The sequence below is a fragment of the Sphingomonas cavernae genome, assembly GCF_003590775.1.
Classification (GTDB): Bacteria; Pseudomonadota; Alphaproteobacteria; order Sphingomonadales; family Sphingomonadaceae; genus Sphingobium_A; species Sphingobium_A cavernae.
This window is the reverse complement of record NZ_QYUM01000002.1, coordinates 931842-952964: the sequence shown is the minus strand read 5'-3', so window position 1 is coordinate 952964 and position 21123 is coordinate 931842. Positions and strand designations below refer to the sequence as shown.

Sequence of the window (21123 nt, the reverse complement as noted above, 5' to 3'; positions counted from 1 at the left end):
GATGGACACCAAGCTGCGCGCCTGTATCGCGACGCTCCTGCTGCTGCTTGGATTGACCGTGGCGCGCGCCGAAGCGCAAGCGCAGGATCTCAGCGCCGCGGAAGCGCGCGCGATCGCTAAGGAAGCCTATATCTATGGCTTCCCGATGGTCGACAGCTACCGGATCCAGCACGCCTATTTCGTCGATCGGGGCAATGCCGAATTCAAGGCAGCGTGGAACCAGATCGGCAATGTCGGCCGCGTCTACACGCCGGCGGACCGGGCGATCCAGACCCCCAATTCGGACACGCCCTATTCGTTTCTGGGCGCCGATCTGCGCGCCGAACCGCTGGTGCTGACGATGCCGGAGGTCGAGCATGGCCGATACTATTCCGCGCAGTTCATCGACATGTACACGCACAACTTCGCCTATGTCGGCACCCGGGCCACCGGCAACGGGGCGGCGCGCTACCTGCTTGCGGGCCCGGGCTGGAAGGGCGGGATGCCCGAGGGAGTCCGCGCGGTCATACGGTCGGAGACCGAATTCGCGCTGGTGATGTATCGCACCCAGCTCTTCGCGCCGGCGGATATCGGGAATGTCCACAAGATCCAGGCGGGCTACAAGGTCCAGACGCTTTCGCAGTTCCTCGGCACGCCCGCGCCCGCCGCCACACCCGCGATAGACTTCGTCAGGCCGCTGAGCGCGCAGGATGAGCGGACATCGCCGGCCTTTTTCAACATACTCGGCTTCCTGCTCCAGTACGCTCCCGTGCACCCCTCGGAGCAGGGATTGCGCGCGCGTTTCGCGAGGCTGAGCATCGCCCCCGGAAAGAGCTTCGATGTCGCCCGGATGACGCCGGAATTGCGCGCCGCGGTCGAAGCGGGGATAGCGGACGCGTGGCGCGAGTACGCCGCGCTTCCAAGCCAGTTGCAGAGTTCCGACTTCTTCGGAGCGCGCGAGACGCTCCGCAACAATTATCTTTACCGCATGGCTGGTGCGGTCCGCGGGATCTATGGCAATTCCAGGGATGAGGCGACCTATCGGGGTTATCAGGCAGACTCCGCGGGGCAGGCGCTCGACGGAAGACGGGGGCGCTATGTGCTCCGTTTCGCACCGGGACAGCTTCCCCCGGTCAATGCCTTCTGGTCGCTGACGATGTACGAACTGCCCGCGCGGCAGCTTGTGGCCAATCCGTTGCAGCGCTACCTGATCAATTCGCCGATGCTGCCCGCGCTCAGGCGGGATCCCGACGGCGGCATCACGCTCTACATTCAACGGGAATCGCCCGGCGCCGACAGGGAGATCAACTGGCTTCCTGCGCCCGACGGGCCCTTCTTCGTTGGGCTGCGTGCATATTTACCGAAGCCGGAACTGCAGGATGGAAGCTGGAAACAGCCACCGATCGCGCGCGTCGACTGAGCCTTCAGCCGGCCCCCTCCGCACGAGGGGTGGGCCACCTCGCCCCCGTTGCTAGCTTTCCCCGATCGGCGACGATGTCGACCGGCTGGAGAGGAACCATATGACGACGGACCTGCCCGATGACGTGCTGCTCGTAACGCGCGAGGGCCCCGTCACGATCGCCACGCTCAACAGGCCGCACCGGCGCAACGCGCTCACACGAGACCTGCGTGACGCCCTGCAGGCATTTTTCGAGGAGCGGCGTCGCGATTCCGACTGCCGGGTCGTCATATTGCGCGGCGCCGGCGATCATTTCTGCGTTGGCCTCGACATTGTCGCGGTCACGGAGGGCGACAGCATGATCGACGATCTTGATCGCGGCGACTGGGCCCTGACCGACCTGCTACGCGCGATGCGTGCGTGCCCGCAACCGATCATCGTGCTTGCGAATGGCTCGGTTGCAGGTGGCGGGCTCGTCTTCGCGCTGACCGCCGACATCATTCTCGCCAATGAAAGCGCGTTCTTCTGCACGGCCTTCATCAACCTCGGGCTTTCGGGCACCGAGCTTGGCGTCAGCTGGCGCCTCCAGCGGACGCTGGGCCTTTCGCTCGCGCGCGAACTGGTCTTCACCGCCGGGCGTCTGGATGCCACGTGCGCGCTGGCGCAGGGGTTGGTTTCGAGGGTTGTTCCCGACGCCGACCTTGAGGCAGCCGGCCTCGCCATGGCGCAGCAGATCGCCAATGCGACGCAGGATGCGCTGCGCCTGACCAAGCGCAACCTCGACCTCGCGCTGCAATCGCCGACGGTCGAGACCGCCTACGAGCTTGAGGAGCGCGCGCAGATGCGGCGTGCGTCGACGGGAATCCTCAAAACGGCGCTGAGCGACTTTGCAGCCAGACACGGCAAGCGCTGACCTTCACTCCCTTGGGAAAATCCATGCCTTACCAGTCCATCTTTCGGCCCGGCCTGTTCGAAGGCCAGACCATCATCGTCACCGGCGGCGGCAGCGGCATCGGCCGATGCGTCGCGCATGAGCTCGCCTCGCTGGGCGCGCATGTCGTGATCCTCGGCCGCAAGCTCGAAAAGCTTGAGGCGGTGAAGGCAGAGATCTTGTCCGACGGACTGCAGGTCTCTGCGCATGTCTGCGACATTCGCGATGAAGCCGTGGTCGCGGCCACCGTCGATGCCATCCTCGCCGAACAGCGCCGGATCGATGGCCTCGTTAACAATGCGGGGGGCCAGTTCTTCTCGCCGTTGAAGGACATCTCGACCAAAGGGTTCGAGGCGGTCGTCCGCAACAACCTGACGGGCGGCTTCAACATGATGCGCGAGGTCCACAACCGCTGGATGGCGGCCAATGGCGGTGCGATCGTCAACATGATCGTCGACATGTGGATGGGCCTGCCCAATTTCGCGCATTCGGGCGCCGCACGCGCGGGCATGTACTCGCTCACGCAATCGGCGGCTTGCGAATGGGCGCCATCGGGGGTCAGGGTCAACAGCCTGGCCGCCGGGATGATCATGTCGAGCGGCTTCGACAATTATTCCGGCGACGCGGTCACTTTCATCCGCAATGCCGAGCGCAATATCCCGATGCAGCGGGTGGGCACGGTCTCGGAAGTCTCTGCCGCGATCGCGTTCCTGCTGTCGCCAGCCGCGGCCTTCATCACCGGCACCTGCCTGCGCGTCGACGGCGGCGGCCCCAACGCGCGCCGCAGCTGGAAGCTTGAATCCCACGACAAGGCGGCGCGCTTCGAGGGGTTTCATCTCGACTCAACCCCGGAGCTTTATCGGAAATAACCGGGCTTATGGGTGACGGAAGAAGCGTTAGCGTGTTTACGGAAAAGCGCCGTGGACCGCATAGCCGTTTTGCCGTTATACCAAGCCCCGTGAGTCAGTCTTCACGGGGCTTGGTATGAGCCACCAACCGCAGCGAACGTCTCCAGCACGCATCCTGTTGAATGTCCGAAATGTCGTGGCGGGTTCAACCGGGTCCTGAATGCGGGCGGAAGCAGAAGTGCGTTTAGTCCACCGGCGAGTGTCCGCTTGCTGATTGTCGCAGCCGAAACCGGACAGTCCGCATTTTCCCGTTTTAGTGCGGAGAACCCCCACAAATCCATCGGAGCTAGCGTCGGACGCGCGTTCGCGTTTCCAGGTCTGCGATGCGCCGTTCCAGATAGCTTCGATCATCGCTGGTCGGAGTATAGCGCGCATAGGCGGCGTCGAGACGGGTCAAGTCGCCGAGTTCCACACGTACCTGGGCCTGCGAGGTGGCGCTGAGTCCGCTGGCGCTCAGGGCGCGATCGATGTTGGACAAGCGGGTGCGGTTGTCGAGCGCCGTCGAACCGCCGCCATAGGCGGTGTCGCCTACGCCGGCGTCAAGTGCATCGAGGCGAGCATCGAGATCCTCCTGCTCGCGGCTGCTGATGCCGTCCCGGGCATAGGAGGCTTCGGTCTGGATCAAGGCCGCATAGTCCCGCTTGAGGCGCGTAGCCTGGGTCCGGCTCAGGCGGCGCGCGGAGACTCCTGCGTCCACCCGTCGTTCGAACTCGGCACGACCGTCCGCAACCGATAGCGTCGCCGAGCCGCCGTCATCGGCATACCCACCCTCCGTCAGGGCCTGAGTCAGCGCACCATAGCGATCAGCGAGCTCCGTGCGCTCCTGTGTCGTGAATCTATTGTCGGCGCCATAGCGGGTTTCCAGAGAAACGAGCTGATCATATTCGTCCTTCATTCGAGCTCCGTTGGCCGCGGTCAGCGCACCCGATCGGACATCGGCGTCGATGCGGGCGTGGAACTGGGTCCGCTGGGTCGCCAGTGGCTTGCGGCCGGCCGCCCATTGACTCTCGATCGAGGTCGAAACGCCGAGCCGGTCGCCGAACAACGTCCCGAGGATTGCGCCCACACGATCTTCTTGCGTCTGGGCCCGCTGGTCGGCGGAACCAGCCTGGGCGAGCACCGGGCCCGGTGCCAGTATCAAAGCGCCGGCTGCAAATAAGCTCTTGGCCGTCATCATGAGATGATCTCCTTGTAAACTCGAACAAGAAACGCTCCGACCGTGAGCCTAGTTGCACCACTGGCTTCGACGTTGGGACGCGAGACGCCGAGGATGATCCGCGCCCCGGGGACCCACGCTCCACTTCCTTTTCGGCTACCGCGCGCTGTGCGATATCCGCTTTTCCCATTTTCGATTTGGAAGCCGACAGGCTGGTAATTGCCCATACCCGCTGGCGCAGCCATAACGGACGGAAGCCTTCTCGCGGGTCAGCCGTTGGCTCGGAAGCGGATGTCCGTCATCGGTCCTTCCGGAACGCCCCAGATTGTCTTGGAAGTGCCGGTACAAGCTTCCAGATGCCCAGGGCTGCGGGTATCGCGAGACCAAGCCAAGCGGCGACATCGAGCGTCCTGGCACCCAGCAGACCGGCCACCAGCGCCGCGATGGTGATAGCCGCGAGCACCGCCGGCCACAGATAGGTCCGTCCCAAATTGTTCTCGCGTCTTTGCTTCACGTCGAGACACCACTTTCCACGACTTCGAGAACCCGGCGCTGAAGCGACAGGCCACGATGACCGAGCCAGAGATAGATGCCGCTGCCCAGCACAATGATCGCGATGATGTCGAGAACCGCCCATATGATCTTGAGCGGCAGGCCCGCATAGTCGCCGAAGTGGAGTGGCTGTGAAAGGTACATGGCACTCAGGCTCAATGGCCACACGGGCACACCGGTCAGCCTGGATGTCGCCGCGTCGACGAGCACTGGCTGGTAGTTGCGCTGGTCGAGCGGCGAGTGGCCGATCATGAACACGCCATAATGGTGCTCGCCGCTGTAGCCGGTACCCGGATAGCTTACGAACGCTGGCCGCAACTCCGGCCGCGCCATCTTCGCTTCGGCCACGGCCCGCTCGATGGGCCCGAGTTGCGTCGGCACCGGCCTGCCTGTCCCGGCGCCGGTCAACTCGACTAGCTGGCCCTTCTGCCAGCTATCGTAAAGCGGCTCATCCAACGTGTTGATGACGCCGGTGAGGCCGACGACCAGCAGCCAGGCGGTGGTAGCGATGCCGAGCAGGTTGTGCAGGTCGAGCCATTTGAGCCTTGTGCTGCGCGCCCTGCGGACGGTGCCGAAATCGAGCTTGCGCATGAACGGTCGGTAGAGAACCACACCGGAAATTGTTGCTACCGCGAACAGCAGCCCCATCGCTCCCAGAAACAGCTTGCCGGGCAAGCCTGCGAACATGTCGGTGTGTAGCCGCAGAATGAAGAACATGATGCCGTCATTGAACTGCGGCGCGGGCACTGCTGCGCCCGTATAGGCGTCGAACAGCGCGGTCTTCATCCTGGCGGGCGGCGTGTCCGCCGTGGGGCCGAGATTCACATAGACGACTGGCGCATCCTGATACCAGCCGAGGAACAGCGGACGATTGCCTGGATATTGAGCCTTGGCCTTGTCGATCAGCACGTCAAGGTTCACCGGCGTCGCCCCTGGCGGCGGCGCGGTCAATTCCGGCTCGGTTCCCGCGAGATGCGCGATCTCTTCACCGAAGATCAGCGGCAGGCCAGTAACGCACAACAGCAGCAGGAAGGCGGTGCAAGCGAGGCTCGTCCACTTGTGGACCAGGTACCATGCCTGCACCGCTGCCCGCGTCATATGATCAGAACCTGTAGCCTAGCGAACCCACCACATAGCGGCGATTGCCGCTGAAGCAGTCGCCAAAGGTACGGCAGGCCGTAAAATAGCTCTTGTCGAACAGGTTGGATGCGTTGATCGACGCGGTCCAGCGATCCCAATCGACCGAAACCAGCGCATCCACCAGAGTATAGGAGGGCGTCGTGATCGCTGTGGTCGCTCCGGTCGAGCGCGTGCTGCCGATATAGCGTATGCCGGCGCCCAGCCGCAGTACCGCGTCAGGGCCGACCTGGAACGCCTTGACACCCCAAGCCGACGCCTGGTCGCGCGGCACGTCGTTGACGCGCTCGCCCTCCTCGTAGGTGTAGAGGCTTTCCGTCACGCGGGCGTTGTTATGGCTATACGCCGCCGTCAACTGGATGTCGCCGGGCAGCGCGAATGCGCCCTCGATTTCAAAGCCCTTGGACGTCACTTCGCCGGTCTGGAACACGTTAATCGGATCGGCCGGATCATTGGTCGGCCGGTTTTCCTCAACGATGTCGTAATAGTTGGCGGTGATCAGCACGCCGCGCTGCGGCTGCCATTTGACGCCGCCTTCATATTGTCGGCCGCGGGTCGGCACATAGGCATTGCCGGTGCGTGGGTTGATGCCGGACACGGGTTGAAACGCTTCCGAATAGCTGAGGTACGGCGACAGGCCGTATCCCAGCTCGCCGATCAGACCCACCTTGAAGGTCCAGGCCTTGTCGATCACGGCATCGACGCCCTCGGTCTTCGACCGGGCGCGATCGTGGCGTACACCTGCGACGAGCGTCACGCGATCAGCGTAACGGATCTGGTCCTGCACATAGAGGCCAAGCTGCGTATTCCGCTGTTCGGGCAAAAGAGCATAGGGCAGCACGTTGGCGGGCACGCCCGTATTGTCCGGATCGTAGGCGTCGATCGGCGTGATGCCGGGTGTAAAAGCGCTGCCGCCCGACGCGCTCAAGGTGCGCTCGAAATAGTTGCTATAATCGATCCCGGCGAGCAGTTGATGGCTGAACGGACCGGTATCGAACTCGAACCGGGTGTTTACGTCGCTCGTGAGGATCTTGCCGTGCGGCTTGGTCTGGTAGGCGTAGCGGTTGAGAGTGCGCCCGGTGTCGGCGGTGCCGTCGATGAACGGGTTGGCTGGGTTGGAATAGACGTCGGGATAAAGCTCCCGGAATGTTGACTTCGCATCGATGTATCGCGCGCGCGCGCTGATGCTGATCAGGTCGGATACCCGGTGGTCTGCGATCAGCGTCGCAGATGCGGTGCGCTGCTGAAGCGTGTCATAGTCCTCGTCGCCAAGGAACGTGCGATTGCTCAGCCTACGCGCATCGTTGGGAGCCAGGATGGCGGAAACCAAAGGCAGAAATTGCTGGCTGGACGCCGACCGGTCGCGCTGGAACAAGCCGATCAGGGTCACTTGCGTGTCCGGGCCGGGCCGCCAGCTAAGCGACGGCTGGAGCAGCACGCGATTGTCGTCGATTACTCGGGTCTGCTGATTAGCATCGCGCACCACGGCAACGACACGGCCTGCTAGCGTTTCGCTCGAATTCAGCGGGCCGGTTATGTCCACAGCCGCCTGCTTGCGGTCCCACGATCCATATTCCAGCCGCACCGTGCCGCTGGTCTCGAATTCCGGGCGCTTGCTGACGCTGTTGATGATGCCGCCGTTCGACGCTTGACCGTACAGAACCGAAGATGGGCCGCGCAGCACTTCAACGCGCGAAAGCGTATCGACCGCGGTGCGGGTGAAGGGCGCGAAGGTGTAAAGGTTCCGCATCCCATCCAGGAACTGAACGGGCGCCAGGCCGCGGATCATGCTCGCATCGCCACGGGTGTCGAGCCCATAGGCCTCACCGGTTACGCCTGCCGAGTAGCGCAGCGTCTCCTGCACATTGAGCGCGCCGCGATCGCGAAAAAGCTGGTCGGTGACGACGCTGATTGCCTGCGGCGTCTCGATGAGCGGCGTGTCGGTCTTGGTGGCAGTGACGGCCCTTTCTGCCGTGACCGTGATATCGCCATGCTGGACCTCCTGAGCTTGAACAACGTTCGTCCAAGCCACGGTCGCAAGCAACCCACCCACCACTCGTGCAACCATTACTACCCTCCTGTTTCGAGGGCTCGCTAGAGCACTGTTGGCGCTAATGCAACCCAATTGCAAAAGCGAATTTCTTACCGACCAACAGATGTTTAGAGATATCGGAGCGACCCGGTGCGGCAACTGAGCGACGTTGTTGCCTTCCGAAACCGCAATTCCGCCATCAACCAATCTTCCCTAAATCTGAGCCTGAATGAATGGCCGATTTCGGCAACATGCGCCTGGCGCGTGAATGCCAGGGATGGCATCGGTTGCGGTCACGAGGCTACGCCCATAGCCATGGAACTTTCATGCTGGGTGGCCGGTTTTTGACGCATGTATAGGCCTCTGGTCCGAATTGTGACTGGGCTGGCCGTGGGAGCCGCCCCTATAGCCGTGAGCCCGCTCTTTGCAGCAGATGATGCCTCCCCACCGCTTTCGCAGACCGAGACTGCATCGCCTTTGAGTAAGAAGCTCGCGCCATTTGTTTTTGAGGCAGTTGAGCCCGCTGCGCCCTCGCCGTGGCGATATGAAACCCCTCGCCAAGACCCTGTCCGAGCGGTTCGCCCGGTTATGACGCGCAAGAGTGCCGAATTCTATTACCATATCCCCCTATCCGACGAGGTCACTTTGAAGCCCGGAATCTCGCGTTTCCGGGAACCCCGCGACACGTTCGGCACAACGTCGGGTCGGACGGTCGTTGGTCTGGCGGGTAGCGTCAGGTTCTGATCCTTGTAGCGACCATCAGATCGAACCCTTGGTTGCGGCTGTAAGCAATCGTTTCGCCGCTCCTGAGCGTACGTCAGCTTTGCGGCAGCGGAATATGGGGTGCGTCTCGCTTCCCCAAGGGGGCCAACCGATTCCGCCGCGCTGTAGGACAGCTAACTGGAAAGCTGCCGCTCAATTGAGGTTGAACGGAATGCGCAGCGTGGTGCGAAGATCGGTCGCATCGTCGGTCGCGCCAAGTTCCACGGTCCAATTGATGGTGGTTCGCGATGAAACCCGGTAGCTGATACCGAACAGGAAACGCCCGACCTGAAGGTCGCGCGTGCTGGTCACAATGGGGTCGCCGATCGTCGGAATCCCGTTTCGGACTGTGATTGGCCGCACCGTGCTCTTCGTAGAGAAGAGCCAGTTATGCGCATAGGCGAAGCTGAGCGATGTTCGTTCGTTGAGCGCGAGACCGATCCCTGCGGTCATATTGGGTCCGGAACCTGGATCGACATGATCGATCTGGGCATCGCTGATGCGCGTATCGACATCCTTGCCGAAGTTGAAGTTGTAGCCGAGGACCCCGAACAGTGTCGCCGGATCGGTGGGCATCAGAACTGTCACGCTGGGCGAGACGCCCCAGAAGCCGAACCCCGTCGCCGCCTCGGTGGCATTGCCCAGTGCATCGCGCGGCACTTCGAAGGGGCTCGATCCCGTCGGCGCGATGACCTGCACATTGGCTGTCAGGAATGGCCAGCCTCCCGTTCCGTCGGTGAGCTGGTAACGTGCGAGGAACTCCACATCGCCAATGCCCGACCCCTTGGCAGATCTGTTGATCGTTCCCGCGCCCGACTGCGGAGGATTCTGAACGAGCGGGATGAGAACGAAGGCGTCCTCGCGGTAGACCCATGGCACCTTGACGCCGATCTCGATGCGGTCGGTCAATCCGAACCTTCCGACCGCCGACACGGTCAGAACATCCTGTCGGCTTTCGTTGATATCGAATATGCCGACCAGAACCGACTGCGGGATTTCGATGCCGCGGAAGACGAACCGGTTGCGGTCCGCGCGGCCATATTCGAAGGTCGGTTCAATGGTAAGGCGGCCGGCCTTGGTCAGGACGCTTCCGCGGTCCGCGAGCACCGCCACCTCCTGCGCGGGTGGACGTTCGACAGGCTTCACGCCAACGCTGGAGACGCCTTCGGTGGGCGGGGCGGTGTCGGCGCGGTCGGGTGGAGCAACCTGGGCGCTCTGAACGCCCGCCGCGCGCATCTTGTCGAGCAAGGCCTCCTCAAGCTCAATGAGGCGCTGTTCCTGCGCGTCGAGAACGCGGCGTTGCTCCTTGAGGGCGCTACGCTCGGCGGCGATCTGTGCCTGGAGACTGTCGAAATCCGACGTTTCCGGGTTGGCCGCAGGAGCCTGTGCCGACGCCGGATTGGGGAGCATCGCAACAAGCAGCGCCGCCCCCGTCAAAAATCCTCTCATCGACGCCTCCCCGGAGACCGGTTCCGCTCAACGAACGCCACGACCCGCCGCATCAACCGCAATCGACTCCCAGCGAAGCATCGCATTGCCGATCGGCACCGCCGAATTGTGCAAATCGATATTGACCGTAACAACAGTATCTATCGATCTGTCATTGGCGGTATTTGCAACCAGACTGCCGGTGAAGTTACCGATCATATGTCGCAGTTCAAGGGAATCGCCCTTTAATACCACGACTGCCCCACGATCATCCTGTTCGAGCTGCACCGATCCCAATTGGGTCAGCACCGATGGCCCGTTCGGGGTAAGCTCGATCCTTGCCTCTCCTTCGGCGGGTGCGGGCGAAGACACGGCGCCTTCGACAACACGGACGACACCGCCTCCAGGAAGCGTCGTTGTCGTAACGCCGTCCCCCCGGGTTACGGAAGCAGGCCCGGCGCTGGCGCCGCTTTTCGCTGTAAACACGCTCGGCACACCGGGTTCCATCGAAGTGAGCACGGTGCGCAGCGCCAGCGCGCCGTTGACCAGCGTCTGAATCTCGATGCCCAGTGAAATGTCCATCCCGTTCGGCAGAACAAATCCACCACGAATCTCGTCAAGCTCGCTCTCGGTAATGCGTTGCTGCTTTGGAAAGAGTGCGCTCTCGGCAACCGCAGCGGTCGTCCATCCCGGGCTTGATGCGCCGAGCAGCAGCAGTCCTGCCCAGAGCGCCCGCCGGATGGAACGGCCCAATGCCACGACGCCCCCCTACATCTCGACCGGGAACGGGGGAGCTCGGGTCAACGCCAGCGCCTGAAGGCTGGCGGGCTCCATGAGCATCGTCGCTCGACTGCGCGCGACCAGACCCCATTCTTCGCTGCGCCCGAAGCTGCTCTTGCCCTGCTCGACCGCGTCGCCCAGCGCGAACAGGATCCCGTTCCACATGCTGCGGAAGTGCTCTGCCTCGATGAGCCGCATGCCGAGTGACGGATCGCCCACAAGGACCTGGCCGTTGGCGACGCCCTTGATCACGACGAAATGCTTGTATCCCTTCATGTTGATCAGCGCGATGCCGGGGATCCCCGTCGCCTCGATGTCGGCAAGCGTCACGACATATCCGTCGGCCTTGATTCCGCGCGCGTCCAGATAGCGTTTCATGTCGAGCAGCGAAAAGCCAAGTCGCCGAATCTGCTCGCGATCGCCCTGCCGCCACATGCCGACAAAGATCGATTGCTCGTTCTGAAGATCGCCATAATGGTATCGGAGCAACGTCGCGAGCGCTGCGGATCCGCAACTGAAATCATATTGCTGGCGAACGACGGTCAGATAGCGCCGCTCGACCATGCTCTTGACCGGCAAGGCATAATCGCCGGCGGCGAGGCTGAGCGTGCTGCCACTGGGCGGAACGGTGCGGTCCGCACACGCCGTCAGCGTCAGACCGATTGCGGCGATAGAACAGACGCTATTGCTGGATCGCGACATTTACGTTCATCGACGAGTTGATCGACACGTTGTTGCCCGTGTTGGCGGTCACCAGCGCCAGACCATTGAAACCGCCAAAAGACGCGCCGTCGATTGCGATCGTGCCGGTCACCGAGTCGCCGTTGATCGTGTTGTCCGAAACCGTGCTTGTATTCCGGACATTCACGGCTTGGCGGAGGTCCTTGACGTCGGCCATTCCGGTCACCGCGGCGAGCCGCGCTTCTTCGACCACGGTCGCCATGGCAAATGGCGAGGCAGTTTCGTCTCTGGCCGCGTCCGGGGGCAATGCGCTTTCCAAGGGAATGATGGCGACAGGACCGCCGGGATCGGATGCAGTCGCGGGCACAGCATGTGCCAGGCCCGAGATCAGAATCCCGGCCATTAGAAAATGATAGCGGGCCACGGGAGGTTTCCTCCTTCGCATAGGGTAGCGAAAAAGGCCGGCCGCCAGGCGGCGACCGGCCATATGCGACCTTATGGGCCTACGTTGAACGTGCCGATGCTCGCGCCGACATTGATGTTGGCATTTTGCGAGGAAAAGACACCGGTGTTGACGTTCATCGCATTGAGGCCGGCGAAGTTCGAGAACGCGCCGTTGTCAAAGGCGACATCCCAGGACATGACCGGGGTTCCACCAGCGCCGCCTGCGCCGCCCGTGCCGCCTGCGCCGCCTGCGCCGCCCGTGCCGCCTGCGCCGCCCGTACCGCCAGCTCCGCCATCGGCATTGGCGCTATTGTCAGCCGCGCCGCCATCGCCACCTCCGAAGGTTGCGCCGCCGCCGTCGCCATCACCGCCGCTGCCGCCACCGCCAGCGCCACCGCCGTCGCCGCCGCCCGAAGGCTGCCAGAAGGTGACCGTTCCACCTGTCACCGAACCCGCCAGGGTCGAGTATGTAGTGACGGTGGTGTAGGTGGTCGTGGCGGAGCTGCCGTTGTTGGCCGAGCCGACGCCGCTCGCATCGCTGGCGTCATAATTGGCCGTGCTGCCGTTATTGGCCGAACCTATGCCACTCGATGAACTGTTGTCGCTATTGTCACTGTTGTCACTGTTGTCACTGTTGTCGCTATTGTCACTGTTATCACTGTTGTCGCTGTTGTCGCTATTATCGCTATTGTCGCTGTTGTCGCTGTTGTCGACGGTCGACGTGCTGCCGTTGTTCGCCGAGCCATAGCCACTCGATGAACTGTTGTCGCTGTTATCGCTATTGTCACTATTATCGCTGTTGTCGCTGTTGTCGCTGGCATCAACGGTCGCTGTGCCGCCATTGTTCGCCGAGCCATAGCCGCTGGAATCACTCGAGTTCGAACTGTCGGTCGAACTGTCGGTCGCGGTATTGGTCGAACTGTCGGTCGCCGTTGCGGTGGACGTATTGTCCGCCGTTGCCGAGGCTCCGCCGCTGCTTGTGCTTTGCGCCAGTGCCGTACCGGATGCGAGCCCCAATGCGCCGATCGAGGCGGTCAATAACAGGATATGTTTCATGAGATGATCCTCTCCGCTGTTATAAAAGGCGGTCGCGACCCGTTGCCCGCGCATGCGGCTTGGCGCACTCGATGAATGGTGTCGCGGGCAAGTCATGATAGCCGCTTGTGCCGCAGGGACTTAGCCCCAGACGGGTAGACCCTCCGCCCCCAGTCGGGAAGAACCATTACCCCCATTTGAAGGGGGCATTGCGGCCGCCCGAATGCGGACGATACTGCTGAGGATTACGCGCACGAGATCGGCTTGCCGATGCGTGTCGGTCTTGGCGAAGATCTGCTTCAAATAGGCGCGGGCGGTTTGAGTCTGGATATGCATGTCGCGGGCGGCCGCCTCGATCCGCAATCCGTCGACGAGGCGGATGGCCAGGCCCGCTTCGGTCGCGGTCAGGCCGTAGGCTCTGCAAAGCGCGGTTACCAGCGACTGGGTATCCATGTCGGGATCGAGCACATAAAGCGCGGTATGAGGGCCGCCATTCCTCGTTTCTGTGTTGGGCAGGCGAGACAGGACGGCGACGAGCGGTCGGGCGTTCGAGCGCCGCACGAGCATGACTGACGCGCGCTCGCTTTCCGACGGCGCTGTCGGTTCTTCGCAATGGGCCAGGTGCTGGATCGTTGTCTGAAGGCGCAGAGCATTGTCAAAATCGGTCGCCGTCACGGATTGCCCCGCGCGCCGCAAGCCTTCGCCGGCATCAAGCAACTGTGTCGCCCGTTCATTTGCAAAGATGACATTGCCAGCGGGGTCGAGAAGCAAAGTGCCGAAATCGAATAGGTCGAGTGCACGACCAAGAACGTCGGCGCGGCCGCGGTCACGCTTCAACTGCCACACAAGTCTTAGATGAGCGTCAACCCAACCGTGAATTTCCTGCGAGGGCAGAATTACGCTTTCGCGACCTTCGGCGCCGGTGCGGCATGCGGAAAGCGCCAGGAAACAGTCGGATTCGACCTGGCACATGAAGGCCAGGCCGGACACTTCGAGCGAGTCATGCTGGAGATCGTCTCCTTCGGTCTCGAAGGGGATACAGGCAGGGGCTGCGGTGTCTGGCAGCCAGTTCGCGTAGCCGGCGTCTTGCTCGATGGACCATGCAATTCGCGAGGCCAATGCATCCGACACATTGAACACAGCCAGGATGTCGGGTTGGTCGCGATGGATTCCATGTCGGGTAAGCACCGCCATCGGGCATTCCAGATGGCTGGCGACGAGACGAAACAGGCCGTCGACTGCCAGATGATCAGAATGTGCCGTCGAGGTTCGCACCACGACCTCTCCTCCTGACTTATATGCGTCCACCCCCTCCCGGCGCCACGTCAGACTCGTCGATATTTGATCGGTTCGAATGGTAAAATAGGGAATTTCCCCCAAAAGCGGCGACTAAAATGGCTAGTTGATCAGGGGCATTCGGGCGCGGATTGGTGCTGAATACTAACGCAATTGGCCGGGGATCGGCGTGCGGAGCTAGTCGTCAGCAATTTTACGTACGTACGGTCACCGACTCCACCGCCTACCCCCAACCCTGTTAGCCTCTGACGGCTGGCAGAGGGGAACATCTCTTGATAACGCTGAATGCGCAGCCGCTGCGGGACGACAACGAACTGGCGCGATCGCTCTTCAGCTATGCCAAGGGCGAGGTGCTCTATCGACAGGATGATCGTGCCGATTGCTGGTTTGAAGTCGTCTCCGGCATCGTGCGCACTTGCCGCCTGTATCCCGATGGCCGCCGCCAGCTCATGGGGTTCTTCTATCCGGGCGACGCGTTCGGCGTCGATCACGACTTTTACAAGGCCTCCGGCGAGGCAGTGACCGATAAGGTTTTGGCACGCCGGCACCTCAGCCGGGATGCGCTGATCGACGATGCTGCGTTGCATCGCGCGCTCAAGAGCGCCGAGGATTGCATCTTCCTGCTCGGTCACCGCACCGCCGCCGAGCGGCTCGCCGCCTTCCTGCTCGCCTTTGGCGAACGTACGGGTGCGCAGGTCTGTATCACGCTGCCGATGTCACGTTGCGATATTGCAGATTATCTCGGCCTGACTATCGAAACCGTCAGCCGCACGATGTCCGACTTCGTCCGGCGCGGGCTGGTGGCGCTGGACGCGCCGCAACGCGTACGCATCCTCGACGCGCGCCAGCTCAGCGCGGTGGCGGGCGACCTGCACGCGCCCGACGACGCCGAAATCGCGATGCGTCCCGGCTCTTCCAGTCGCGGACCATCCACCCCGCAGCGTCACGCAAGCCATCAAGGCCGCTAGGCTGGATGATGCGCCGCTGACGTCGTGCTTCCGTGCATTCAGGCGTCCGCGGTCGCCTCGGCCATTGATCAGGAGGTTGGCCTCCGTCGCCTGTCGTGCGTCGCCTCGTCTCTTCATCATTTCGGCGGGCCTGCCCCACTGCCAGGCATCAACTACTCAAGGTCGACTGGTGGTCGAAAAGGTCAATGACGGCAAAAAACGTTTGATTGCCAATAACAAACAGCGTTCCAAAGCAAAGCGGCGCGTAGATCTTCACTCCGTGAAGATTGGCAACTTATTATATTCCAACGATAAAATATCTTGGCGGATTTTGCTACGTAATTCTACGTAGTTGGCCGAATTGAACCTTGCAACGCGGTTTACCATCCTGTATTGACAAGGGGTTAGTGGGGTATCCGGGGTCGCCGGTATTTCTACCGATCGGTTTTTTCCCATGTCCGACAGTTACTGTCGTAGTTTGTGTGCATGACTTTGCGGAATAGAGCGACTCGCAAGACATAATAATAGAGGTCACATCACGAGCGCCCCCATCTTAAAAAGGGGAAGCGATATGAATGACCAGTATGATGTAGCGTCGGGTCTTACCTGCCGCGAATACCAGATTCTCGAACTCGTCGCGCAGGGATATTCGGCCAAGGAAGTGGCGCAGCGCATCGATATCGCGCCGCGGACGGTAGAACGGCATATAGACAATGTCCGCCTGAAGCTGCAGGCGCGCAACCGAACGCACATGGTGGCCAAGGCGATTGCCGCAAACCTGCTCACCGCGTCAGGCGAAAAGGTGAAGCCTGCCGCGCGCGATCCGCTGGTGGTTCATATGGGACGCGAGGTGGAACGCGATCTGTTCGGCTATCCCACAGCCACCTCCTATGCGCCGCAAGATATTGTCGCCAATGGCAATCGTTGGCACTGAACCGCGGTCCGATGGACCAATTCGATAACCGGGGCGCGGCCGCTTGCCGGCCGAGGTGATGCGTTAGGAGCGGCGGATCCAAAGCCATGCGCAAACCGGGCGCTCGCTCGCTAGGGTTGTTGGGCAACACGCTCGACGGGGCCTCCGCCCAGCGCGACGTAGAGTGCGACAAGATTGTCCGCCTGTGCGCGGCGGAGTTGCAGCAGCGCTTGCTCTGCCGAGAACAGGTTCCGTTCGGCATCGAGCACTTCGAGATAGTTGGCGACGCCTTCGCGATAGCGAGTCTGCGCCAGCCGCGCGATGCGACGTTGGGCTTCGGTGCCGCGTTCCTGCGCCGCAACCTGTTCGGCAAGAAAGCGTCGGCCGGCCAAGGCGTTGGAAACCTCCTGGAACGCGGTCTGGACGGTCTTCTCATAGGTCGCGATCGCGATATTCTCACGCGCCTCGGCAACCGTCAGATTGCCTTGGGTGCGCCCGAAATCGAAAATCGGCAGGCTGATCGAGGGGCCAAAGCTCCAACTGAAGCCGTTCTCTCCAACCAGATTGCCTAACGCATCGGAGGCGAAGCCGATATTGCCCGTCAACGAGATCGTCGGAAAGAATGCCGCCCGCGCCGCGCCTATATTGGCGCGCGCCGCGCGCAACTGTTCTTCGGCCGCAATGATATCGGGGCGTGCGACGAGCAGTTCGGAAGGTAGACCGGCGGCGAGCTCGGCGGGGCTTGCCTGTCGCGCCAGCGGAAGCGGCGTGGGCAGCGTGCCGGGCAACGGCCCGCCCGTCAGCACCGCAAGGAAATTGTCGCTCTGCGCCTTGACCAGCTTGAGCCCGGCCAGCTCGGTTTCGGCCTGCGTCAGCAGCGATTCCGACTGGCGAAAATCGAGCGCCGAGGTCACGCCGGCATCAAGGCGGCGCTTTGCGATGCGCAGTCCCTCCTGCCGCGAGCGCACGGTCGCTTCGGCAAGCGCGATCCGTTCGGCCGCCTCGCGTCCGGAAAAATAGGTGGAGGCCACGTCGCGGGTGAGCGCGAGGCGGAAGGCTCGCTCGGCTTCGACCGTCGCGAGATATTGCGACCGCGCGGCCTCGGAAAGGTTGCGGACGCGGCCCCAGAAATCGAGTTCGAATGACGAAATCCCGACGCCCACCGAATAGCGGTTGAGCGTGATCGAGCCTTGCTGACCCGGCAATCCAGCCGAAGCCAGCGGCGTTCGGCTGCGGATCGCCGATCCGCTGGCGTCTACATTTGGCAGCCGGGTCGAATCCTGGATTCGGTACTGCCCGCGCGCTTCCTCGATTTGCGCGACTGCGACCGCCAGATCGCGATTATGGGCGAGCGCAGTGGCGACCAGGCTCTCGAGCTGCGGATCGACAAGGAAATCGCGCCAACTGATTTCGGTTGCGCGCTGGCCGATCGAGACGTCCCCCGCATAGCTTTGCGAAAAAGTGGATGCGGTTGGCAGGTCGGGGCGGACATGCTTGGGCGCCATCTGGCAGCCCGAAAGCAGCGTCGCGACGAGCAGTGTCGAAGGAATGATGGCCTTAAGCATGGCCGGGCTCCGGATCGTGATGGCCCTTTTCCGCCGGCGCAGGTGGTCGCTGGCGCGACAGCCACTGGCGTACCGACAGATAGAAGAGCGGGATGAAAAAGATGCCGAGGATGGTCGCCGCGATCATGCCGCCCATCACGCCGCTGCCCACGGCGACGCGGCTGGCGGCACCCGCGCCGCTCGCGATCACCAGCGGCACCATGCCGAGAATGAAGGCGAGCGAGGTCATGATGATGGGCCGCAGGCGCAGCTTGACGGCCTCCATCGTCGCCTCGAGCGGAGATTTGCCCTCGGCTTCCTGCTCGATCGCGAACTCGACGATCAGGATCGCGTTCTTTGCGGCGAGGCCGATGATCGTGATCAGTCCGACGTTGAAATAGACGTCCGCCGAAAGCCCGCGGAACATCGAGAAGAGCACCGCGCCGAGCACGCCCAGCGGCACGACGAGCAGCACTGCCACGGGGACCGCCCAGCTTTCGTAGAGCGCCGAGAGCAGCAGGAACACGACGATCAGCGACAGCCCCAGCAAGATCCCGATCTGGCCCGCCGATTGCTGCTCCTCGTAGGAAATGCCAGTCCATTCGTAGCCGAAACCCTCGGGAAGCTGCTCGGCAAGGCGCTCCATCTCCGCCATCGCCTCGCCTGTCGAACGGCCCGGCGCAGGCTCGCCTGAAATCGTCATCGCCGGATAGCCGTTATAGCGATCCACCTGCGGTGGCCCCGCGGTCCAGTCGACCGTGGTGAAGGCGCCAAAGGGCACCATGTCGCCCTGCGCGCTGCGGACCTTCAATTCGAGCACGTCCTCGGGGGTCATGCGGGTGGGCGCATCGGCCTGGAGCAGCACGCGCAGGATGCGACCATCGCGCGTGAAGTCGTTGGCATAGGCGCTGCCGAAGGAGATGGCGAGCGTCGCATTGACGTCGGCGATCGAAAGGCCGAGCGCGCGCGCCTTGATCCGGTCGATCTGAACGCGGAGCTGGGGGGCGTCCTCCTGCCCCTCGGGGCGGACGCCCGCGAGCACCGGGCTCTGCATCGCCATGCCGAGCAACTGGTTGCGCGCGCCGAGCAGCGCGGCATAGTCGGCGCCGCCGCGGTTCTGGAGCTTGAAGGTAAAGCCCGACGCCACGCCCAGTTCGGGGATCGAGGGCGGATTAAGCGTGAAGACGAAGGCGTCCTTGATCTGCATGATCATGCCCATCGCCTTGCCCGCCAGCGTATCGGCGCGGTTCTCCTTGCCCGGGCGTTCCTCCCACGGCTTCAAGGGCACGAAGGCGATCGCATTGGCCTGGCCCTGGCCGAAGAAGCTGAAGCCGCGGACGAAGACGACGTCCTTCACCTGGGGCTGCTCGCGGTAGAAGGCCTTGACCTGCTCGATCGCCAGATCGGTGCGCTCGGTGGTTGCGCCCGGAGGCGCCTGGACGACCGTGATCAGATAGCCCTGGTCTTCCTGCGGCAGGAAGCTGCCGGGCAGGCGGGTGAACAGGAAGGCGGTGATGCCAACGAGCGCAACGAAGATGCCGAGGAAACGCAGCGGTCGCGCAAGGATACGTCCGACCCCGCCCTGATAGCGATCGGTGGTGCGCCCGAACCAGGCGTTGAAGCGCGCGAAGAAGCGGTGGAGGAAACGCAGGACGGGGTTGGTCGGCTCTTCCTCCACCGCTTCGTGCGGGCGCAGGAAGGTCGCGCAGAGTGCGGGCGTGAGCGTGAGCGCGAGCAGCGCCGAAAACGCGATCGAGATGGCGAGCGTGACCGAGAATTGCCGGTAGATGCCGCCCGTGGAGCCCGGGAAGAATGCCATCGGGATGAACACCGCGATCAGCACGAGCGTAATGCCGATGATCGCCGAGGTGATCTGGCTCATCGCCTTCACCGTCGCCTCATAGGGCGAGAGATGCTCCTCGGCCATGATGCGCTCGACATTCTCGATCACGACGATCGCGTCGTCGACGAGGATGCCGATCGCGAGCACCATGCCGAACAACGAAAGCACGTTGATCGAGAAACCGAACAGCCACAGCCCGAGGCACGCGCCCGCCAGCGCGATCGGCACGACGATCGTCGGGATAATGGTTGCGCGCCAGTTCTGCAGGAACAGGAACATCACAAGGAAGACGAGCGCCATCGCCTCGACCAGCGTCTTCACGACCTCTTCGACCGAAACGGTAATGAAGGGCGTGGTGTCGAAGGGGATCGACCACGCGATGTCGGGCGGAAAGGACTGTTCGAGCTCGGTCATCCGGTTGCGGATGCCCTCGGCGGTCGCGAGTGCATTGGCGCCGGTCTTGAGCTGGACCGCCATGCCCGCCATCGGCTTGCCATTGAGCTCGGTGTTGAAGAGGTAGCTCTGCGCGCCCAGCTCGACGCGGGCGACGTCGCCCAGCGTGACCGCCGAACCATCGGGGTTGGCGCGCAGGATGATCGAGGCGAACTGCTCGGGCGTGGTGAAGCGGTTCTGCGTCAGGATCGTCGCATTGAGCTCCATCCCGTCGGCAAGCGGACGGTCGCCGAGCTGGCCGCCCGGCGACTGGCTATTCTGTTCCTGCACCGCGGCGAGCGCGTCGGCAGGCGAGAGATTGTAGGTCGCGAGCTTGTCGGGATCGAACCAGATCCGCATCGCATATTCGGAACTGAACGACTGGATGTTGCCGACGCCGGGCACTCGGCGCAGTTCGTCGATCACGCGCGTCGTCGCGAAATGGCCGAGCTCGAGCGTCGGGGTATTGCCGCTCTTCGACGTGAGCGCGAGGATCATGAGGAAGCCGCTATTGGCCTCTTCCACCTGAATGCCCTGACGCCGCACCTCTTCGGGCAGCCGCGCTTCGACGCGACGCAGACGGTTCTGCACGTCCATCTGCGCGATCTTGATGTCGGTCCCCGATTCGAAGGTGACCGTGATCGCCGCGGTGCCGTTCGAGCGGCTGGTCGACGCCATGTAGAGGAACCCCTCTACGCCGTTGAGCTCCTGCTCGATGATCTGCGTCACATTCTGCTCGAGGACCGAGGCCTCGGCGCCGGGATAGGTGACGTTGATGGTAAGCGAAGGCGGCGCGACGGTCGGATATTGCTCGATCGGCAGCGCGCGCAGCGCGATCAGTCCGGCGAGGGTGATGCACAGCGCCACCACCCACGCAAAGACTGGCCGGTCGATGAAAAAGCGGGGTGTCATGTCGGGGCCCCC

The 21123-nt window shown here is 62.8% G+C and carries 16 protein-coding genes; 5 read left to right on the top strand and 11 right to left on the bottom strand.

Annotated features, from left to right (window positions below):
* Nucleotide 1: 1 nt before the first annotated feature.
* From D3876_RS04720 to D3876_RS04710, 3 genes are all read left to right on the top strand, one after another.
* The gene (locus tag D3876_RS04720; protein ID WP_119761040.1) at nucleotides 2-1399 is read left to right on the top strand and encodes a DUF1254 domain-containing protein; all 1398 of its coding nucleotides are present in this window, start codon (nucleotides 2-4) and stop codon (nucleotides 1397-1399) included.
* 100 nt (nucleotides 1400-1499) lie between these two features.
* Complete coding sequence (locus D3876_RS04715; protein WP_119759962.1) at nucleotides 1500-2291, top strand: enoyl-CoA hydratase/isomerase family protein; 792 nt, start codon at nucleotides 1500-1502, stop codon at nucleotides 2289-2291.
* A gap of 23 nt (nucleotides 2292-2314) precedes the next feature.
* Complete coding sequence (locus D3876_RS04710; RefSeq protein ID WP_119759960.1) at nucleotides 2315-3178, top strand: SDR family oxidoreductase; 864 nt, start codon at nucleotides 2315-2317, stop codon at nucleotides 3176-3178.
* A gap of 325 nt (nucleotides 3179-3503) precedes the next feature.
* On the opposite strand, the gene D3876_RS04705 is transcribed toward D3876_RS04710, so the two are convergent.
* From D3876_RS04705 to D3876_RS04660, 9 genes are all read right to left on the bottom strand, one after another.
* Entirely contained in the window at nucleotides 3504-4394 is an 891-nt protein-coding gene (locus tag D3876_RS04705) for a hypothetical protein (RefSeq protein WP_119759958.1), read from the bottom strand.
* A gap of 489 nt (nucleotides 4395-4883) precedes the next feature.
* Nucleotides 4884-6023 carry a PepSY-associated TM helix domain-containing protein gene (locus D3876_RS04695; protein ID WP_119759955.1) on the bottom strand — a complete coding sequence of 380 codons (1140 nt, stop codon included), beginning with the start codon at nucleotides 6021-6023 and terminating at the stop codon, nucleotides 4884-4886.
* 4 nt (nucleotides 6024-6027) lie between these two features.
* Nucleotides 6028-8130 carry a TonB-dependent siderophore receptor gene (locus D3876_RS04690; RefSeq protein ID WP_119759954.1) on the bottom strand — a complete coding sequence of 701 codons (2103 nt, stop codon included), beginning with the start codon at nucleotides 8128-8130 and terminating at the stop codon, nucleotides 6028-6030.
* A gap of 879 nt (nucleotides 8131-9009) precedes the next feature.
* Nucleotides 9010-10305: a transporter family protein gene (locus tag D3876_RS20725; RefSeq protein ID WP_147417590.1), complete on the bottom strand. Its 1296-nt coding sequence runs from the start codon at nucleotides 10303-10305 to the stop codon at nucleotides 9010-9012.
* A gap of 27 nt (nucleotides 10306-10332) precedes the next feature.
* Nucleotides 10333-11043: a hypothetical protein gene (locus D3876_RS04680; protein WP_147417589.1), complete on the bottom strand. Its 711-nt coding sequence runs from the start codon at nucleotides 11041-11043 to the stop codon at nucleotides 10333-10335.
* 9 nt (nucleotides 11044-11052) lie between these two features.
* Entirely contained in the window at nucleotides 11053-11766 is a 714-nt protein-coding gene (locus tag D3876_RS04675) for a C39 family peptidase (RefSeq protein WP_119759949.1), read from the bottom strand.
* Nucleotides 11747-12232, bottom strand: a complete 486-nt coding sequence (locus tag D3876_RS04670) for a hypothetical protein (protein WP_147417588.1) — start codon at nucleotides 12230-12232, stop codon at nucleotides 11747-11749. The genes D3876_RS04675 and D3876_RS04670 overlap by 20 nt, the downstream gene beginning before the upstream one ends.
* Nucleotides 12233-12240: 8 nt before the next feature.
* Complete coding sequence (locus D3876_RS20385; protein ID WP_182911874.1) at nucleotides 12241-13245, bottom strand: hypothetical protein; 1005 nt, start codon at nucleotides 13243-13245, stop codon at nucleotides 12241-12243.
* Between the two features lie 120 nt (nucleotides 13246-13365).
* Nucleotides 13366-14502 (bottom strand): helix-turn-helix transcriptional regulator, encoded by a 1137-nt coding sequence (locus D3876_RS04660; protein WP_147417586.1) that lies wholly within the window; start codon nucleotides 14500-14502, stop codon nucleotides 13366-13368.
* 290 nt (nucleotides 14503-14792) lie between these two features.
* Here D3876_RS04660 and D3876_RS04655 point away from each other — a divergent pair, with 290 nt between their 5' ends.
* Nucleotides 14793-15488 carry a helix-turn-helix domain-containing protein gene (locus D3876_RS04655; protein ID WP_119759943.1) on the top strand — a complete coding sequence of 232 codons (696 nt, stop codon included), beginning with the start codon at nucleotides 14793-14795 and terminating at the stop codon, nucleotides 15486-15488.
* Nucleotides 15489-16038: 550 nt separating this feature from the next.
* Nucleotides 16039-16401 carry a response regulator transcription factor gene (locus tag D3876_RS04650; protein ID WP_119759941.1) on the top strand — a complete coding sequence of 121 codons (363 nt, stop codon included), beginning with the start codon at nucleotides 16039-16041 and terminating at the stop codon, nucleotides 16399-16401.
* A gap of 110 nt (nucleotides 16402-16511) precedes the next feature.
* Here D3876_RS04650 and D3876_RS04645 read toward each other — a convergent pair whose 3' ends face one another.
* Complete coding sequence (locus tag D3876_RS04645) at nucleotides 16512-17945, bottom strand: efflux transporter outer membrane subunit (RefSeq protein WP_119759939.1); 1434 nt, start codon at nucleotides 17943-17945, stop codon at nucleotides 16512-16514.
* Nucleotides 17938-21111 carry an efflux RND transporter permease subunit gene (locus tag D3876_RS04640; RefSeq protein WP_119759938.1) on the bottom strand — a complete coding sequence of 1058 codons (3174 nt, stop codon included), beginning with the start codon at nucleotides 21109-21111 and terminating at the stop codon, nucleotides 17938-17940. The genes D3876_RS04645 and D3876_RS04640 overlap by 8 nt, the downstream gene beginning before the upstream one ends.
* Between the last annotated feature and the right edge of the window lie 12 nt (nucleotides 21112-21123).

Coding starts and splice junctions, on each gene's coding strand:
- D3876_RS04720 (WP_119761040.1), top strand. CDS start 2: ATGGACACCAAGCTGCGCGCCTGTATCGCGACGCTCCTGCTGCTGCTT.
- D3876_RS04690 (WP_119759954.1), bottom strand. CDS start 8,130: ATGGTTGCACGAGTGGTGGGTGGGTTGCTTGCGACCGTGGCTTGGACG.
- D3876_RS04695 (WP_119759955.1), bottom strand. CDS start 6,023: ATGACGCGGGCAGCGGTGCAGGCATGGTACCTGGTCCACAAGTGGACG.
- D3876_RS20385 (WP_182911874.1), bottom strand. CDS start 13,245: ATGAAACATATCCTGTTATTGACCGCCTCGATCGGCGCATTGGGGCTC.
- D3876_RS04675 (WP_119759949.1), bottom strand. CDS start 11,766: ATGTCGCGATCCAGCAATAGCGTCTGTTCTATCGCCGCAATCGGTCTG.
- D3876_RS20725 (WP_147417590.1), bottom strand. CDS start 10,305: ATGAGAGGATTTTTGACGGGGGCGGCGCTGCTTGTTGCGATGCTCCCC.
- D3876_RS04650 (WP_119759941.1), top strand. CDS start 16,039: ATGAATGACCAGTATGATGTAGCGTCGGGTCTTACCTGCCGCGAATAC.
- D3876_RS04715 (WP_119759962.1), top strand. CDS start 1,500: ATGACGACGGACCTGCCCGATGACGTGCTGCTCGTAACGCGCGAGGGC.
- D3876_RS04710 (WP_119759960.1), top strand. CDS start 2,315: ATGCCTTACCAGTCCATCTTTCGGCCCGGCCTGTTCGAAGGCCAGACC.
- D3876_RS04645 (WP_119759939.1), bottom strand. CDS start 17,945: ATGCTTAAGGCCATCATTCCTTCGACACTGCTCGTCGCGACGCTGCTT.
- D3876_RS04670 (WP_147417588.1), bottom strand. CDS start 12,232: ATGGCCGGTCGCCGCCTGGCGGCCGGCCTTTTTCGCTACCCTATGCGA.
- D3876_RS04705 (WP_119759958.1), bottom strand. CDS start 4,394: ATGATGACGGCCAAGAGCTTATTTGCAGCCGGCGCTTTGATACTGGCA.
- D3876_RS04640 (WP_119759938.1), bottom strand. CDS start 21,111: ATGACACCCCGCTTTTTCATCGACCGGCCAGTCTTTGCGTGGGTGGTG.